The organism is Spongiibacter sp., from assembly GCF_041602295.1.
GTDB lineage: Bacteria > Pseudomonadota > Gammaproteobacteria > Pseudomonadales > Spongiibacteraceae > Spongiibacter.
Window position 1 is genome coordinate 1 of the sequence record NZ_JBFIGO010000023.1, and the last position, 15,969, is coordinate 15,969.

20 protein-coding genes are annotated in these 15,969 nt (G+C 57.6%); 10 read left to right on the forward strand and 10 right to left on the reverse strand.

The genetic code is table 11. From position 1 onward, the window contains the following. The 8 genes from ABYM29_RS06120 to ABYM29_RS06155 form a co-directional block, all read right to left on the reverse strand. On the reverse strand, nt 1-389 hold a 389-nt coding region (locus tag ABYM29_RS06120; protein WP_372863448.1), incomplete at its 3' end, for a PTS sugar transporter subunit IIA. A gap of 30 nt (nt 390-419) precedes the next feature. Continuing rightward, nucleotides 420-707 (reverse strand): ribosome hibernation-promoting factor, HPF/YfiA family, encoded by a 288-nt coding sequence (gene hpf / locus ABYM29_RS06125; RefSeq protein ID WP_372863452.1) that lies wholly within the window; start codon nt 705-707, stop codon nt 420-422. A 73-nt stretch (nt 708-780) separates the two neighbouring features. Beyond that, nucleotides 781-2,265, reverse strand: a complete 1,485-nt coding sequence (locus ABYM29_RS06130; RefSeq protein ID WP_372863455.1) for an RNA polymerase factor sigma-54 — start codon at nt 2,263-2,265, stop codon at nt 781-783. 144 nt (nt 2,266-2,409) lie between these two features. Next, on the reverse strand, nt 2,410-3,135 hold the full coding sequence (gene lptB, locus ABYM29_RS06135) for an LPS export ABC transporter ATP-binding protein (protein WP_372863457.1): 726 nt from the start codon (nt 3,133-3,135) through the stop codon (nt 2,410-2,412). A 1-nt stretch (nt 3,136) separates the two neighbouring features. Beyond that, nucleotides 3,137-3,700, reverse strand: coding sequence for a lipopolysaccharide transport periplasmic protein LptA (gene lptA / locus ABYM29_RS06140; protein ID WP_372863460.1), 564 nt, complete (start codon nt 3,698-3,700; stop codon nt 3,137-3,139). Next, nucleotides 3,687-4,259: an LPS export ABC transporter periplasmic protein LptC gene (gene lptC / locus ABYM29_RS06145; RefSeq protein WP_372863462.1), complete on the reverse strand. Its 573-nt coding sequence runs from the start codon at nt 4,257-4,259 to the stop codon at nt 3,687-3,689. Before lptC ends, lptA begins: the two co-directional genes overlap by 14 nt. Further along, complete coding sequence (locus tag ABYM29_RS06150; RefSeq protein ID WP_372863465.1) at nt 4,260-4,781, reverse strand: KdsC family phosphatase; 522 nt, start codon at nt 4,779-4,781, stop codon at nt 4,260-4,262. Nucleotides 4,782-4,794: 13 nt separating this feature from the next. Then, complete coding sequence (locus tag ABYM29_RS06155) at nt 4,795-5,763, reverse strand: KpsF/GutQ family sugar-phosphate isomerase (protein ID WP_372863468.1); 969 nt, start codon at nt 5,761-5,763, stop codon at nt 4,795-4,797. 206 nt (nt 5,764-5,969) lie between these two features. Between ABYM29_RS06155 and ABYM29_RS06160 the strand changes: the two genes are divergently transcribed. The 6 genes from ABYM29_RS06160 (at nt 5,970) to hisC (ending at nt 11,339) form a co-directional block, all read left to right on the forward strand. After that, nucleotides 5,970-6,647, forward strand: coding sequence for a phospholipid-binding protein MlaC (locus ABYM29_RS06160; RefSeq protein WP_372863471.1), 678 nt, complete (start codon nt 5,970-5,972; stop codon nt 6,645-6,647). A gap of 75 nt (nt 6,648-6,722) precedes the next feature. Further along, nucleotides 6,723-6,953, forward strand: a complete 231-nt coding sequence (locus ABYM29_RS06165) for a BolA family protein (protein WP_372863474.1) — start codon at nt 6,723-6,725, stop codon at nt 6,951-6,953. Between the two features lie 33 nt (nt 6,954-6,986). Beyond that, a complete protein-coding gene (murA, locus tag ABYM29_RS06170) occupies nt 6,987-8,252 on the forward strand; it encodes a UDP-N-acetylglucosamine 1-carboxyvinyltransferase (protein WP_372863476.1) in 1,266 nt (421 codons plus the stop codon). Nucleotides 8,253-8,314: 62 nt separating this feature from the next. Next, nucleotides 8,315-8,962 (forward strand): ATP phosphoribosyltransferase, encoded by a 648-nt coding sequence (hisG, locus tag ABYM29_RS06175; protein ID WP_372863478.1) that lies wholly within the window; start codon nt 8,315-8,317, stop codon nt 8,960-8,962. After that, the gene (hisD, locus tag ABYM29_RS06180; protein WP_372863480.1) at nt 8,963-10,285 is read left to right on the forward strand and encodes a histidinol dehydrogenase; all 1,323 of its coding nucleotides are present in this window, start codon (nt 8,963-8,965) and stop codon (nt 10,283-10,285) included. After that, entirely contained in the window at nt 10,278-11,339 is a 1,062-nt protein-coding gene (gene hisC, locus ABYM29_RS06185) for a histidinol-phosphate transaminase (RefSeq protein WP_372863483.1), read from the forward strand. The genes hisD and hisC overlap by 8 nt, the downstream gene beginning before the upstream one ends. 1 nt (nt 11,340) lies before the next feature. On the opposite strand, the gene ABYM29_RS06190 is transcribed toward hisC, so the two are convergent. Beyond that, nucleotides 11,341-12,396 (reverse strand): trypsin-like peptidase domain-containing protein, encoded by a 1,056-nt coding sequence (locus ABYM29_RS06190; RefSeq protein WP_372863486.1) that lies wholly within the window; start codon nt 12,394-12,396, stop codon nt 11,341-11,343. A 114-nt stretch (nt 12,397-12,510) separates the two neighbouring features. Here ABYM29_RS06190 and ABYM29_RS06195 point away from each other — a divergent pair, with 114 nt between their 5' ends. Then, entirely contained in the window at nt 12,511-13,269 is a 759-nt protein-coding gene (locus tag ABYM29_RS06195) for a Nif3-like dinuclear metal center hexameric protein (RefSeq protein ID WP_372863489.1), read from the forward strand. An 8-nt stretch (nt 13,270-13,277) separates the two neighbouring features. Here the strand turns inward: ABYM29_RS06195 and ABYM29_RS06200 are convergent, their stop codons facing one another. Further along, complete coding sequence (locus tag ABYM29_RS06200) at nt 13,278-13,754, reverse strand: YhcB family protein (protein WP_372863492.1); 477 nt, start codon at nt 13,752-13,754, stop codon at nt 13,278-13,280. Between the two features lie 146 nt (nt 13,755-13,900). Between ABYM29_RS06200 and zapE the strand changes: the two genes are divergently transcribed. From zapE to rpsI, 3 genes are all read left to right on the forward strand, one after another. After that, on the forward strand, nt 13,901-15,007 hold the full coding sequence (gene zapE, locus ABYM29_RS06205; protein ID WP_372863495.1) for a cell division protein ZapE: 1,107 nt from the start codon (nt 13,901-13,903) through the stop codon (nt 15,005-15,007). Between the two features lie 114 nt (nt 15,008-15,121). Continuing rightward, complete coding sequence (gene rplM, locus ABYM29_RS06210) at nt 15,122-15,550, forward strand: 50S ribosomal protein L13 (RefSeq protein ID WP_372863498.1); 429 nt, start codon at nt 15,122-15,124, stop codon at nt 15,548-15,550. A 12-nt stretch (nt 15,551-15,562) separates the two neighbouring features. Beyond that, complete coding sequence (gene rpsI / locus ABYM29_RS06215) at nt 15,563-15,955, forward strand: 30S ribosomal protein S9 (RefSeq protein WP_372863501.1); 393 nt, start codon at nt 15,563-15,565, stop codon at nt 15,953-15,955. Nucleotides 15,956-15,969: the final 14 nt, after the last annotated feature.

Sequence of the window (15,969 nt, forward strand, 5' to 3'; positions counted from 1 at the left end):
CGAAAGCTGTCTTCGTTGAAGGCGTTGGCGAGGCTGGCCAGTACTTTAATGTGTTCGTCGTGGGCTTCCGCGGGTACGATCAGCGCGAAAACGAGGTCAACGGGTTGGTCGTCGATCGCTTCAAAGTCAATGGGCTCGGCCAGTTTCAGTAGCATGCCGGTGATTTGCGTGCACTGTTGGCTGCGGCAGTGGGGGATGGCCACGCCGTGGCCGATGCCGGTGCTACCCAGGCGTTCGCGGGCGAGCAGCTCGTTAAACAGCTCGTCGGCATTGAATTGTTTGTTGTCCTCGCTGATGTAGATTGAAATCTGCTCAAGGAGGCGTTTTTTGCTGCCCACAGACGTACCGCAATGGGTACGTCCGGGGCTGAGTATTGAATCAAGAGTCATAGCACTATGTTGTCCGGAATTTATCTGGGCCTAGCGGCCGAGATTTTTTTCCTTGTGTTTAATGAGCTGGCGATCGAGCTTGTCAGTCAAGCTGTCGATAGCGGCGTACATGTCTTCAGATTCACAGGTGGCGAACAGGTCTGCCCCCGCCACGTGAACCGTTGCCTCGGCCTTTTGTACCAATTTTTCTACGGAGAGGGTGACATCGGTGTTGGTGATATTGTCGAAATGTCGCTGCAGTTTGGCAAGTTTGTTGTTGACGTAATCGCGCAGTGCCGGGGTGACATCTACGTGGTGACCACTAACAGTTATGTGCATATCTTGCTCCTTCATCGCTGAGAACACTCGGCGCCTCCCGGCGCTTGTTTACGGCCGCGCTATCGCCGGCCCGTTAAACCAGTCGCTTCCGCTCGTTGGACGGCGGAATGACCAGTGATTCCCGATACTTTGCAATGGTTCGCCGGGCAACCTTGATGCCCTGCTCGGCGAGTAGATCTGTTATTTTGCTGTCACTAAGCGGTTTGCGCGGGTTTTCCGCTGCGATTAATTTTTTGATCAGTGCGCGAATCGCGGTGGACGAGCATTCGCCGCCAGTGTCGGTGGATACATGGCTGGAGAAAAAGTATTTTAGCTCGTAGATGCCGCGAGGGGTGTGCATATATTTTTGCGTGGTAACCCGCGAGATCGTCGACTCGTGCATGCTTACTGCATCGGCGATATCGTGCAGCACCAGAGGCTTCATTGCCTCTTCGCCGTATTCCAGGAAGCCGCGCTGGTATTCGACGATTTTGCTTGCCACTTTCATCAGCGTTTCATTGCGACTCTGCAGGCTTTTGATAAACCAGCGGGCCTCTTGCAGATTGTCGCGTATATAGTCTTTGTCAGTGCCGCTATTACCCTGTTTGGCCAGTGATGCGTAGTGGCTATTAATCTTAATCTTGGGGGCAATGTCGGGGTTGAGCTCGACCAGCCAGCGCCCTTCTTTTTTGCTGACAAAGACGTCGGGGACGACGTACTCCGTGTCGTCGCTGTCGATGCTGTCACCGGGCGTGGGGTTGAGAGACTGTATCAGCAGCAGGGTGTCGCGCAGCTGTTCTTCTTTGATCCGGCAGCGACGCATGATTTGGTTGTAGTCGCGGTTGCCCAGTTGTGCCATATGCTGTTCGACAATCTGTATCGCTTGGTCTCGCAGCGGCGTGTTGGCCGGCAATTGCCGCAGTTGAATTAGCAGGCATTCCTGCAAGTCGCGACCGCCAACGCCAGGTGGGTCAAACTGCTGTATAAGGTGGAGTACCGCATTGACCTCTTCGATTTCGATGTTTTCGTCGTCGAAGGCGTCGACGAGCTCTTCGGGGCTGACGGTGAGCCGGCCCTTGTCATCGATCGCGTCAATGATGGCATCGGCGATGATGCGGTCGAGTTCGGACAGTCGGCTGAGGTTGAGCTGCCAGCGCAAGTGGTCTTGCAGGGATTCTGAGCTGCTGTGGCGATAGTCGTCGCTGATGCCGTCGTCGCCGGCGGCGGCGCCAGATGAGACCGGGCTGCTGCTTTGGTAGACATCTTCCCACTGGCTGTCGACAGGCAGGTCCTCAGGTATTTCGCTGCGCTCGGCCCATTCCGTGTCGGCCTCGTTGCCGTGGGTCTCACTTTCTGCCGTGTCGGTTTTGCTGTCGCTGTTTTTACTCTGGCTGTTGCTGGCTTGCGCCTCGATATTGTCGCTGTCGTCTTCGATTTCCAGTAGCGGGTTGGAGTCCAGTGCGGACTGGATTTCCTGTTGAAGGTCGAGGGTGGAAAGCTGTAATAAACGAATCGCCTGTTGCAGCTGGGGTGTCATGGTCAGCTGTTGGCCGACCTTAAGCTGAAGCGATTGTTTCATAGGCAGTGACTTCTACTACAACCATACCTGGGGGAATTGTGCATTGCGCATAAAGCGATGGTGGCGATGCATTAAGCTCAGTGTAGTCGTGGAGCGGGGCGGCTGCAACAGCATTCTAAAGCAATTGCTGTGCCGCTTTTTTGCTTACAGTGTAAATGTGTCGCCGAGGTAAATGTCGCGCACGACCTGGTTGTTCAGCACTGACTCGGCATTGCCTTCGGCGACGATGCGGCCCTCGCCGACAATATAAGCTTTCTCGCAGATATCGAGGGTTTCGCGGACATTGTGATCGGTGATCAGTACGCCGATGCCGCGTGCCTGCAGGTGGCGAATAATCTGCTGAATATCGTTGACCGAGATGGGGTCTACTCCGGCAAAGGGCTCGTCGAGCAGGATGAAACTGGGCTCGGTGGCGAGTGCTCTGGCGATTTCGACGCGGCGGCGTTCGCCGCCCGACAGCGCCATGCCCAATGACTGGCGAATGTGGGTAATGTGGAATTCCTGTAGTAGTGCCTCGAGTTTTTCTTGGCGCTGCTTGCGATTGAGGTCGCGGCGGGTTTCCAAGATCGCCATGATGTTGTCGGCAACGCTGAGCTTGCGAAAGATGGAGGCTTCCTGAGGCAGATAGCCGACGCCGTGTTGGGCGCGCCCCTGTATCGACAGTGGGGTCAAGTCTTTGTCGTCGAGCTGGATGCGTCCGCGATCTGCATTGACGATGCCGACGATCATGTAGAAACAGGTGGTCTTGCCCGCGCCGTTGGGGCCCAGCAAGCCGACGATTTCGCCGCTGTTGATGCTCAGGGATACGTCTTTGATGACTTCGCGGCCTTTGTAGGCCTTGGCGAGGTTGCTGGCTTTTAGTAGCGGCATATCAGCGGAGGATCTCTGTTGCTGGTGGGCGGGCTGACTCTTCACTGTCGCCCTCTGCGCCGTTGGGCGCGCTGTTTTGCTGGGGCTGCAGGGTCATCTGAACTCGGCCGTCCAGCGAGCGGCTGCCTCCGTCGGCGATGACCATTTGTTTGCGGCCGCTATAGATGATGCGATCACCACTGATTTTAGAGCCCTGATGGCGGATAGTGGCATCTTTTTGCAACAGAATCTCTTCCGCTTCTAAGCTGTATTCAATCAATCGGGCACTGGCAACAACGACGCCTTCGTCGGCGCGGGGTTGTTGCTCGAAGTGGGCTGGGCTGCCGTGGGCGATGACGGTTTGCACCTTGCGGTCGGATTCCACAATGATGAGCTTGTCGGCGCGGATTTTTAAGCTGCCCTGGGACATGCTGACATTGCCGGTATAAATGCCGCGGTTGTTTTCGTAGGTTGCTTTGTCCGAGCTGAGATTGATCGCCTGGCGGCGGTCTTCGGGCAGGGCTTGAGCCGCGCTGGCGATTGACGCCAGGACAAGCAGGGCGACGGACAAATTACAGAGGTTCATAGCGTCCCTTTACCTGCGATAGTAGCTCGACTTTCTCCTGCTGGAGATCGGCCTTCATGCCTACAGAGCGGGTTTGACCGTTGGGTAGCTGCAAATTCAGTGGCTGGTCCGTGCTGACGATGCTGCGCTCCAGATCGATGCTGAGTTGCTCCGTGCGAATTTCCGCCTCGTGGATGAGGTCTTCTACCAGTACTTGTTGGCGCAGCGTGAGCTGCTGACCATTTTGCGACAGTGTGCCGTTTATCGCTTGCGCCGTCCACGGCCGCTGCTCGCCGATGTTGCCGATATAGTAGGGCTTGCTAAGGTGGACATCGCCACTGGAGATCATTCGGTCGGCGCTGTCGGCTCGCCAGCGGTAGGCGATCGCGCCGTCGTCGCGGTATTTGAGGCCTTCAATGGTCTGCAGGTGGGAGTCGACGTCAGGGATGGCGTCGAAGCGCTCACTGAGGCTCAGTTTTCCGCTCTCGCTGAATTGTGTGAGATAGATAACAGTGCCGGCAATGGCGGCCAGCGCTGATAGCACCGATGCCGCATTGATATTGAACGCGGGGGTAGCCATCTATAGAAATTGCTCCAGCGCGGCGTTGAGCTTGCCCTGTGACATCAGAATCAGCTCGGCGATTTCGCGTACGGCGCCACTGCCCCCGGCGGCTCGTGTTTGCCAGTCGGCGTGGCGAGCGACGAAATGGTGGCCGTTGGCTACGGTGATGCCCAGCCCGGCGGTGCGAATGGCGGCGAGATCAGGCAGGTCGTCGCCAACATAGGCGATCTGAGAGTACTCTAGGCCCAGGTCTTGGCGCAGTTCTTCCAGGGCTGTTCCTTTGTCTTCGCGGCCTTGGTAAATCAGCTCTATGCTGAGTTCGGCAGCACGGCGCAGCAGTAGATCGGATGTGCGCCCGGTAATAATTGCCGGGCGGATACCGGCGTCGCGAAGGAGCTTTATACCGAGGCCGTCGAGAATGCTGAAGGCCTTCATTTCTTCGCCACTGTTACCAAACAACAGGCTGCCGTCGGTGAGTACGCCGTCCACGTCCATGGCCAGTAGGCTGATTGTACGGGCTTTTTCTATCACAGTTTGCATAGGGGGCTCATCCTTAGGCGACGCCGGCTTTCAACAGGTCGTGGGTGTGGACAACGCCGATGGGTTTGTTGTCTGTGTCGAGAGCGACCAGTACGGTGATTTTATTGTCTTCCATGATGCGCAGTGCTTCTGCGGCCAGTGTGCCGGGCTTGATGCTGCGACAGTTTATCGTCATTACCTCGTCAATGCTGGCGTGATGAATATCCACCCCTTTGTCGATGGCGCGGCGCAGATCGCCATCGGTGAAAATGCCGGCCAGGCTGCCATCGCTGTTAAGCACGGTGGTCATGCCCAGCGCCTTGCTGCTCATTTCCAGTAGTGCGTCGCTGAGTGGTACGCCGCTATTGACCCGCGGAATCTCCGACCCGGTGTGCATAATACTGTCGATTTTGAGGAGCAGGCGCCGGCCCAGGGCACCGCCGGGGTGAGAAAAGGCAAAATCGTCTGCGGTAAAGCCGCGAGCCTCAAGTAGAGCGATTGCCAAGGCGTCGCCCATTACCAGTGATACCGTGGTGCTGGAGGTGGGGGCGAGATTTAGCGGGCAGGCCTCCTGGGCGACGCCGACATCCAGGTGTACATCAGCGCTGGTGGCGAGTTCAGAGTGGGGCTTGCCGGTCATGGCGATGACCGGCACAGCCAGTAGCTTGAGCAGGGGAATGAGCGTGACGAGTTCGGCGGTGGAGCCGGAGTTAGACAGCGCGATGACGACGTCGCCGGCGGTGATCATGCCCATATCGCCGTGACTGGCTTCGCCGGGGTGAACGAAAAATGCTGGGGTGCCGGTGCTGGCCAGCGTGGCTGCCAGTTTGTTGCCGATATGGCCCGATTTGCCCATGCCGGTCACGACGACGCGGCCTTTACACTGCAGCAGGAGTTCGCAGGCGCGACTAAAGCTGTCATCAATGCGCTCGCCCAGCGCGCTGACTGCGTCGCGTTCCATGGCGATAACCCGCGTGGCGGTGTCGATATAAGAAGATGGCATGGTGAAAAATATGACCTCGTTATCGCGCTAATGTCGTTAAGCGGCGGCTAATTTTCGCTATGATAATTTCCAATGTGAAAAATTAACAGGTTTACCTCGTCGTCGGGCGGGGAGCCAATTACGTAAACTGCGGTCTGATTTCGCAGAGCGCGGCCGGTATCGCATACTTTGCCGTCGCTCGCTGCTGACACTTGGAGAGAGAAATAATGCTGAAAAAGATGGTAATGGCACTGTGTTTGCTTGCTTGGGCGGGCATGGTCGCTGCGGCCAGCGCGCCTCAGCGCGGTCCCCACGAGGTGGTGGCGGGGACAACCCAGGAGCTGATGAAGGTTATTGAGGAGGCGCGAACCTACGTCGCCACCGATCCTCAGCGCTTTAATGCGGAAGTGCGGCGAATTATGGATGAAGTGGTCGATTTCCAGAGCTTTGCCCGCGGCGTGATGGGTAAATACGGCAGTCGCGAGTACTACCAGAGCCTGCGCACCGAGGAAGAGCGGGCGCAATTTCGTGACCACGTTATTCGCTTTACGCAGAATTTTAAGGATGGCCTGATCAATACCTACGCCAAAGGCTTGTTGGGCTTTAACGGCAATAAAATCGAAGTGTTGCCGTTGCCGGCTGATGCCGATTTGTCGGGCAGTGTCGGTGTGCGCCAGCACATCTATGGCGAGCGGGCTGCGCCCTATGAGGTGGTGTATACCCTGCGCCGCGACCGCGATGGCAGCTGGAAGCTGCGCAATGTGATCATCGAGGGGCTTAATCTCGGCTTGATCTACCAAAATCAATTTCTCACCGCAGTGTCGACGCACAAGGGAGATCTCGACAAGGTGATCAGTAATTGGACTGTGGCTCCGAAAGAGGTGATGGAGCAGGCGGCTAAATAACGGTCTTCTCGCCAAGGCCGTTGCAATTGCGTACAATTCGCCGCTTGTTTTTCGAAATTACGGAATATCACGGCCATGCAATCAGAACAGATCCTGGCGCGACTTGGCGAACACTTTGCCGACGGCGTTTTTACCGTGACGGGCGAAGGCAATCACTTCGACGTGCAGGTGGTCAGTGAGGCTTTTGCCGGCCTGCGTCCGGTGCGCCGCCAGCAATTGGTTTACGCGGCGGTTAACGATTGGATTAAAGACGGCTCTCTCCACGCTATTAACATCAAAGCGCTCACTCCCGCTGAAGCCCAATAGAGGTTATCGGCGCGCAGTGGCGCAGGAGTTTTCATGGATAAATTGCTAATCCGCGGCGGTGGTCCGCTCAGCGGAGAGATCCGGGTATCGGGCTCAAAAAACGCGGCACTGCCGATTCTTGCCGCGACGCTGTTGTCCAGCGAGCCGGTGCGGGTCAGTAATTTGCCGCACTTGCACGACATCACCACCATGATTGCGCTGCTGCGCAGTATGGGGACCGAATTGCTGGTTGATGAAAAACTCTGCGTAGAGATCAATGGCGCCACTACCAAGCAGACCACCGCGCCCTATGAACTGGTGAGGACGATGCGCGCCTCCATTTTGGTGCTCGGTCCGCTGCTGGCCCATTTTGGTCACGCCCGGGTGTCTTTTCCTGGCGGTTGCGCCATTGGCAGCCGGCCGGTGGATCAGCACCTGCGCGGCCTGGAGGCAATGGGCGCGCATATTGAGGTGGATGAGGGCTATATTACGGCTACGAGCCCGGGTGGGCGCCTGAAAGGCGCGCATATCCTCTTCGATATGGTGACGGTCGGCGGTACTGAAAACCTGTTGATGGCGGCCTGTTTGGCGGAGGGGCGCACGGTGCTGGAAAATGCCGCCCGCGAGCCGGAAATTATCGACTTGGCGAACTGCCTGATTGCCATGGGGGCCAAGATCTCCGGTCATGGCAGTGCCACGATTACTATCGACGGTGTCGATAAGCTCGGGGGTTGCAGTTATTCAGTGATGCCCGATCGCATTGAGGCTGGCACTTATTTGGTGGCTGCTGCGGCCAGTCGCGGCGACATTCGCCTGCGCGATATTGATCCGCATACTCTGGAGGCCGTGCTGGTTAAACTGGAAGAGGCCGGTGCTGAGATTGAGCAAGGCGAGGACTGGATTCGCCTGGATATGCACGGCCGTCGCCCCAGGGCGGTGAGTTTTAAAACGATGCCATACCCCGGTTTTCCCACCGATATGCAGGCCCAGTTCACGGCGATGAATGCGGTGGCAGATGGGGTGTCCCGAGTCAGTGAGACGATTTTTGAAAATCGCTTGATTCAGGCCCACGAGATGAATCGCATGGGGGCCAAGATCAGTGTCGAGGGGAATACCGCAGTGATTACCGGCACGGAGCGCCTGAAGGGCGCGCCGGTGATGGCCAGTGACTTGCGCGCCTCGGCCAGTTTGGTGATTGCCGGTTTGGTGGCCGACGGTGAAACCGTCGTCGATCGCATCTATCATATTGACCGTGGTTACGAGTGTATTGAAGAAAAGTTTCTCTCTCTCGGCGCCGAGATACGCCGCATCAGCGGCTGATTGACGGCCTCGGAGATCGCTGGCAGCGCTTGCCGGCACCGCCTAGTTCAGGAGTTGTACGCGTGGATCAGCCCATCACTATCGCCCTTACCAAGGGGCGCATTCTCAAAGAAACCCTGCCTCTGCTCGCCGAGGCGGGTATCGCGCCGCTGGAGGATATCTCCAGTAGCCGCAAGCTGATCTTTGCGACGAATCATGCCCATATACAGTTGATCGTGATTCGCGGCACCGACGTACCCACTTATGTAAAGCTGGGTTCGGCGGATATTGGTATTGCCGGCAAGGATATGTTGTTGGAGCTTGGCGCTGAGGATATGTATGAGCCGCTGGATCTGAATATTGCCCGCTGCAAGTTGATGACAGCAGGGCGAGTCGGGGAGGAGCTGCCGCAGGGGCGAGTGAGGGTGGCGACCAAATTTGTGAATGTGGCGCGTCGCCATTTTGCCGAGCGCGGTATTCAGGTGGAGCTGATCAAGCTTTATGGCGCCATGGAGTTGGCGCCGCTGATGGACCTCGCCGACTTGATCGTCGATATTGTTGACACCGGTAATACGCTGCGGGCCAATGGCATGGAGCCGCGGGAGCTGATTTCACCAGTGAGCTCGCGCTTGGTGGTCAATCGCGCGGCGATGAAGCGCAAGCATCAAGCAATACAGGGCATTGTCGATGATTTAACGCGGGCGGTGGCCGCTCGCAGCGCGGAGGCCTGAATGAGTCGAACATTGATGCGCCGTTTAAACGCTGCGGATAGCGGTTTTGATGCGGAATTGGACCGGCTGCTCGCTTGGGATTCCGTCTCCGATGCGCAGGTTGTCAATACCGTTGCCGGGGTGTTGGCCGATATTCGCCTGCGTGGTGATGCGGCCCTGTTGGAGTATACCCGCCGCTTTGACGGCGTTGATGTCGCGTCGGTGGCTGAGCTTGAATTTAGTCAGGCGCAATTGCAGGCAGCACTGTCGCGCATTGACGACGACCAGCGTCAAGCCCTAGAGGATGCAGCGCAGCGTATTCGCAGCTATCACGAACACCAGCAACAGGAGTCGTGGCAGTACCGCGAGGATGACGGCACCGTGCTCGGTCAGCAAATTCGCGGCATGGATCGTGTTGGTTTGTATGTGCCCGGTGGCAAAGCGAGTTACCCTTCGTCGGTGCTGATGAATGCGATCCCCGCCAAGGTGGCGGGCGTTGGTGAATTGATTGCGGTATCGCCCACACCAAAGGGCTATGTCAACGATATGGTGCTGGCGGCGGCGGCGATTGCCGGCGTAGACCGGTTGTTTGCCGTGGGCGGTGCGCAGGCCATTGCTGCACTGGCCTACGGCACCGAGACGCTGCCGCGAGTGGATAAAATTGTTGGCCCTGGCAATATTTATGTGGCAACCGCCAAGCGCCAGGTGTTTGGGTCGGTGGGGCTGGATATGATTGCTGGGCCGTCGGAGATTTTAGTGGTCTGCGATGGTTTGACCGATCCCGACTGGATCGCCATGGATTTGTTTTCTCAGGCCGAACACGATGAGGATGCACAGTCACTGCTGATCAGCCCTGACGGCGACTACCTGCAGCGCGTTGCCGACAGTGTCGAGCGCCTATTGCCGGGGATGGAGCGCGCCGACATTATCCGCCAGTCACTGGTGGCTCGCGGTGCCTTAATTGAAGTGGCTGACATGGCGGCAGCGGTGGCGCTCATTAATCGCATTGCCCCCGAGCACTTGGAGCTGTCGGTGGCCGAGCCCGAGCAATATTTGCCACAGATTCGCCATGCCGGTGCGATTTTTCTTGGTCGCCACACGCCTGAGGCTCTGGGTGACTACTGCGCAGGCCCCAATCACGTACTGCCCACCTCGGGAACGGCGCGTTTCTCGTCGCCGCTGGGGGTTTATGACTTTCAGAAGCGCTCGTCAATTATCAATTGCTCTCCGGTCGGGGCGGCGGCCTTGGCGCGTACCGCGTCGATTCTGGCGCGCGGCGAGTCGCTGACCGCCCATGCCCGCAGCGCCGAGTATCGATTGTCTAGTGAGGGTAGTGATGAGTAGGTTTTGGAGCCCCTTTGTTGAAGGTCTTGAGCCCTATGTTCCGGGTGAGCAGCCGAAGCTGGCCAACCTGACCAAGCTCAATACCAATGAAAACCCCTATGGCCCTTCGCCGAAAGTGACTGCGGCCATCGGCGCGGCACTGGGTGATGAGCTGCGCCTTTATCCCGACCCGAATGCCGATAGCTTGCGGCAGGTGGTCGCTGAATATTACGGTCTGGCGGTCGAGCAGGTTTTTGCGGGCAATGGCTCAGACGAGGTGCTGGCCCATATTTTCCACGGCTTATTTCAGCACGGTCGGCCGCTGCTGTTCCCCGATATCACCTACAGCTTTTACCCGGTGTATTGCCAGTTATACGGTATTCCCTTTGAGCGCATCCCGCTGGATAAAGATTTTGCTATCGCGGTGGGTGATTACACCGGTATTAATGGCGGAATTATTTTCCCCAACCCCAATGCGCCGACAGGGCGTTTGCTGCCGCTGGATGAGATCCGTCGCTTGCTGGATGTGAACACGGAAACAGTGGTGGTGGTCGACGAGGCGTATATCGATTTTGGTGGGGAGTCGGCGGTGACGCTGATCGATAGCTACCCCAACTTGCTGGTCACCCAGACGCTGTCGAAATCGCGCTCGCTGGCGGGGCTGCGGGTGGGTTTGGCGATGGGCTCGGCGGAGTTGATTGAAGCCCTGGAGCGCATCAAAAACAGCTTCAACTCCTATCCCTTGGATCGCCTGGCGCTGGTTGGCGCCGAGGCCGCGTTTTTGGATCAGGCCCACTTCGAGCGGTGCCGCAGTGCGGTAATAGAACAGCGCGAGGTGCTGCGCGCCGAATTGAATCGGCGGGGCTTTGAATCACTGCCCTCGGCGGCAAATTTCTTGTTTAGCTGTCATCGCGAGCACGCTGCTTCGGACATTGCTGCCGCGCTGCGCGACGGTGGTGTAATTGTTCGCCACTTTAAGCAGCCGCGCATCGACAACTACCTACGTATTACGGTGGGGACTGCCGAGCAGAATGCGCGGCTACTGGCTTGTCTGGATGCCTTTTTGGCGGCTTGAATCAGCCGCCCTGTAGCTCGGGACGCATGGCCACTTTGGTGCTGATGAAAAAGCTCTTGTTGTCGCGCAGTAGGCCAAGCCTTACCGTTTCGCCGGGGCGGGTGTCGGTGATCAGGCGCATGCCGGCGTGACCATCGCCCACTTTCTCGCCATTTATTTCCGTGAGTACATCGCCCAGCTGCAGGCCTGCCTGGGCGGCGGGGCCGTTGCTGGCCAGGCCGGTGACGACGACGCCATTGGCGCCGCTGCCCAATGGCTGAACCTCAATGCCGAGCCAGCCGCGCACCGGTCGGCCGTAGCGGATCAGGTCATTCATGGTGCGCAGGGCCAGATCGGTGGGAATGGCCAGGCCGATGCCGGTTGAGCCGCCGCTTTGGGTATAGATCGCGGTGTTGATGCCCAGCAGTCGCCCGCGGTTGTCGATCAGTGCGCCGCCGGAGTTGCCGGGGTTGATGGCGGCGTCCGTTTGGATGAAATTTTCGAACTGGCTGAGGCCGAGGCCGTAACGTCCGGTGGCGCTGATAATGCCCTGGGTGACGGTCTGGCCAAAGCCGTAGGGGTTGCCGATGGCCAGCACGGTATTGCCGACGCGGGCTTTTTCCGGCTCGCCGACGCGAATAGCCGTCAGGTTTTCTAAATCAATTTTCAGTACCGCCAGGTCGGTGTCTGCGTCACTGCCAATGACGCTGGTCAGTGCTTGGCGGCCATCCTGTAGCATAACCAAAATTTCATCGGCGCCGTTGATAACATGGTAGTTGGTCAGCAGGTAGCCGCTGTCGTCGACTATAACTCCGGAACCCAAGCTGCGCTCCAGGTGTTGGCGCGCGCGGCCGTTGCGGTTGAAGAAATGTTTGAATAGTGGGTCGTTGGCCAGTGGGTGGCGTTGCTGGACGACCTTGGTGGTGTAAATGTTAACCACCGCCGGCGCCGCCTGTTCTACGGCCTTGGAGAAGTCTTGGGGGGCACTGCCGGTCGGCTGGTAGGACAATATATATAGGCCGAGTAACAGGCCGCAGATGCTGGGCCAGAATAGAGATTTTAAAAAATGCAGCTTCACCGCGGTGCCTCAGTCTTCTGGTTGGTGTGCCGGTCGCAAGGCTGGTGTGCCTGTGCCCGGCGGGCGTGCTAGCCTATCACGAATGCAATGGATTCCGAATTCAGAGGGGTGGATGTGGCAACAAGTTTACAAAAACTACTGATTGAGGCAAATGCACTGATGGAGCCCCAGGCTTTTCAGGACTACTGCCCCAATGGTTTGCAGGTGGAGGGGCGCGCCGAGGTGCGCCGTTTGGTGAGCGGTGTGACCGCCAGTCAGGCGCTGATCGACGCGGCAGTCGACAGTGGCGCTGATGCGATTTTGGTTCACCACGGTTTTTTTTGGCGGGGTGAAGACCCCTGCTTGCGAGGGATGAAACGCCGCCGGCTGGCGAGTTTGCTGGCCAACGATATTAGTTTGATCGCCTACCACTTGCCGCTGGATGCCCACCCTACCTTGGGTAATAACGCCCAGCTTGCCGAGCGCCTGGGGATTGTCGTCGAGGGGGGCTTGGACGACTCGGTGCGACCGGTAGGCAATGTGGGCCGTTTGCCCGCGCCGATGTCGGCTGTTGAATTTGCCGCTCATGTGGCGCGCGAGCTTGGGCGTGAGCCCTTGCTGGAGGAGGTGGGTGGCGGAATGATTTCGCGCATAGCCTGGTGTACCGGTGCTGCCCAATCGTATATTGACCGCGCTGCGGCACTTGGTGTCGATGCCTACCTCAGTGGCGAGGTGTCAGAGCCGACTATCCACAGTGCCCGCGAGCAGGGTGTGCACTATATTGCCGCTGGTCACCATGCCACCGAACGCTATGGCGTGCAGGCCCTGGCCTCAGTGTTGGCCGAAACCCTGGGGGTTGAGCATCGGTTTATCGATATTGACAACCCCGCTTGAGCCGCGGTTTAGGCGTGTGGTGCGACGGGAGGGGTCGGGCCGTCTTCTTCGGTGAGATCTTTTTCCAGGCCAAACTCTTCGTGAAGGGCGCCCTTGGAGCCGGGTTGGCGCGGCGCGTAATCTAGGGGCTGTTCAGAGGGTTTGCCGACAGCTGGGTTACCTTCGAGTACCGGGCGGCCTTCCGGTAGGGTTTGCAGTGGGCTGATGCCGGTGCTGTGCAGATCGCGAGCACCTGTCGCAATGTGGTTGTGCACGCTGCGGTAACTTTCAGCGAGGTCATTGAGTAGTTCGGCGGTGCGGTCAAAGTGGCCGCTGACCTGCTGCTGGTAGTCTTGTTGTTGCTGCTGCATTTCGTTGAACTGTTTTTCAAGTGCGGCGCGGCTCTGCTGTTCCGGCCTGATGCGGCTGAGCATAAAATAGCCCGCTGCACTGCCTATTAAGGTGCAGATAATTCCCACGGCAATCAGGGTGCTCAATTCGTACACGGTTTTTCCTCCTTACACGCGACGTGTGGTCGCGTTTGGCCACAGTATAACTGTGTCGGCCGGGCGGGGCAGTATGCCGGCGCTAAAAATTGCCAATTGCCGGCGCGCTGGGTAAAGTTGCCGCCGTCTTAGTCAGGGAGTGTCCTATGTCCTCACCCTTAGCACGCTATCAGCGCGATCTTGAGTCCGGTGGATTTTCCCGCGACCCCGCCCAGGCGCAGGCTGTGGCATGTTTGCAAAGGCTCTACGAGGAGTTGTTAGATGCCCCGCCGCAGCGCTCAAAAAGCGGGCTGAGGGGGGTGTTCAACAGGTTTCGCAAGGCGCCGGAGCCCGTGCCTGTCAAGGGCTTGTACTTCTGGGGCGGCGTCGGGCGCGGCAAGACCTATCTGATGGATACCTTTTTCGACACTCTGCCATTTGAGCAAAAAATGAGGGCGCATTTTCACCGCTTCATGCAGCGGGTGCATCGCGAGCTGAAGGCCTTGGCGGGTGAGAAAAATCCTCTGGTGATGGTTGCCGACCGGATAGCCGACGAGGCGCGGGTGATCTGTTTTGATGAGTTCTTTGTGTCGGATATCACCGATGCGATGATTTTGGCCGGCTTGTTTGAGCGCCTGTTTGAGCGGGGTGTGGTGCTGGTGGCAACCTCCAATATTGTGCCGGAGCAGTTGTACCGGGACGGCCTGCAGCGAGCGCGGTTTTTGCCGGCCATCGATTTAATTCAGCAAAATGTCCAGGTGGTCAATGTCGATGGTGGTGTCGATTATCGCCTGCGTGCCTTGGAACAGGCCGAGCTGTATCACTCGCCCTTGGATGAGGCGGCGGAAATCAGTTTGCAGCGCAGTTTTGACAGCCTGGCGCCGGAAGCGCCTAAACTGAACCAGGTGCTCGATATTGAGGGGCGGGGGATTGTCGCTAAACAGGTGGCCGACGATGTTGCCTGGTTTGAGTTTGCCGAGCTTTGTGACGGCCCGCGAAGCCAGTACGACTATATTGAGTTGGCGAGGGTGTTTCATGCGGTGGTGCTCAGCAATGTGCCGCAGTTGGGTGCGAATCGCGATGATCAGGCGCGGAGATTCATAAATTTGGTCGATGAGTTTTACGACCGCAATGTAAAACTGGTATTGTCTGCGGCCGCACCGCTGGAATCGCTGTATGCTGGCGGACGATTAGACTTTGAATTTGAGCGTACCCAGAGCCGTTTGCTGGAAATGCAGTCCCAGGATTACCTGGCGCGTGAGCACCGCCCATAAGTCGCGGGGCCCGTGCGGGGTCGGTGAAAAAGCTGTGTTTTTAACTTGAAAATCATTTGGCGCTTATGTAGTATTCGCGCTCTTTGTTCGGTACGGTCCCCATAGGCGAGATTCATGAAAACCTTTAGTGCAAAACCCAACGATGTCACTCGCGACTGGTTCGTGGTTGACGCCGCCGACAAAACATTGGGTCGTCTGGCCAGTGAGATTGCGCATCGCTTGCGCGGTAAGCACAAGCCTGAGTACACGCCTCATGTCGATACCGGCGACTACATTGTTGTTGTTAATGCGGAGAAAATTCGCGTAACAGGTAACAAGACTACAGATAAGATTTACCACCATCATACTGGCTACCCCGGCGGTCTGAAGTCCATCAGCTTTGAAAAGTTGATCGACAAGGCGCCTGAGCGGGTAATTCAGGGTGCGGTTAAAGGCATGCTGCCTAAGAACCCCCTGGGTCGTGCCATGTTTAAAAAACTGAAAGTTTATGCTGGCACAGAGCACCCTCATACTGCTCAACAGCCCATTGAACTGAATATCTAACGGAAGCGTACTATGTCAGCCACTCAATACTACGGCACTGGTCGCCGTAAAACTTCTTCAGCACGCGTCTTCATGAAGCCGGGAAGCGGTAGCATTTCGGTTAATGACCGAGAGCTGGATCAATATTTTGGTCGTGAAGTTGCCCGTATGATCGTTCGTCAGCCGCTTGAGCTGGTCGATATGGTTGAGAAGTTTGATATCAAAGTTAACGTCAGTGGTGGCGGTAGCTTTGGTCAGGCCGGCGCGATTCGCCACGGTATTACTCGTGCGCTGATGCAGTACGACGAAGCCCTGCGCGGCGAGCTGCGCAAAGCTGGCTACGTTACTCGCGATGCCCGTGAGGTTGAGCGTAAGAAAGTCGGTCTGCGTAAAGCGCGCAGAAAGCCGCAGTTCTCCAAGCGTTAACCGCTGCGGCCTGC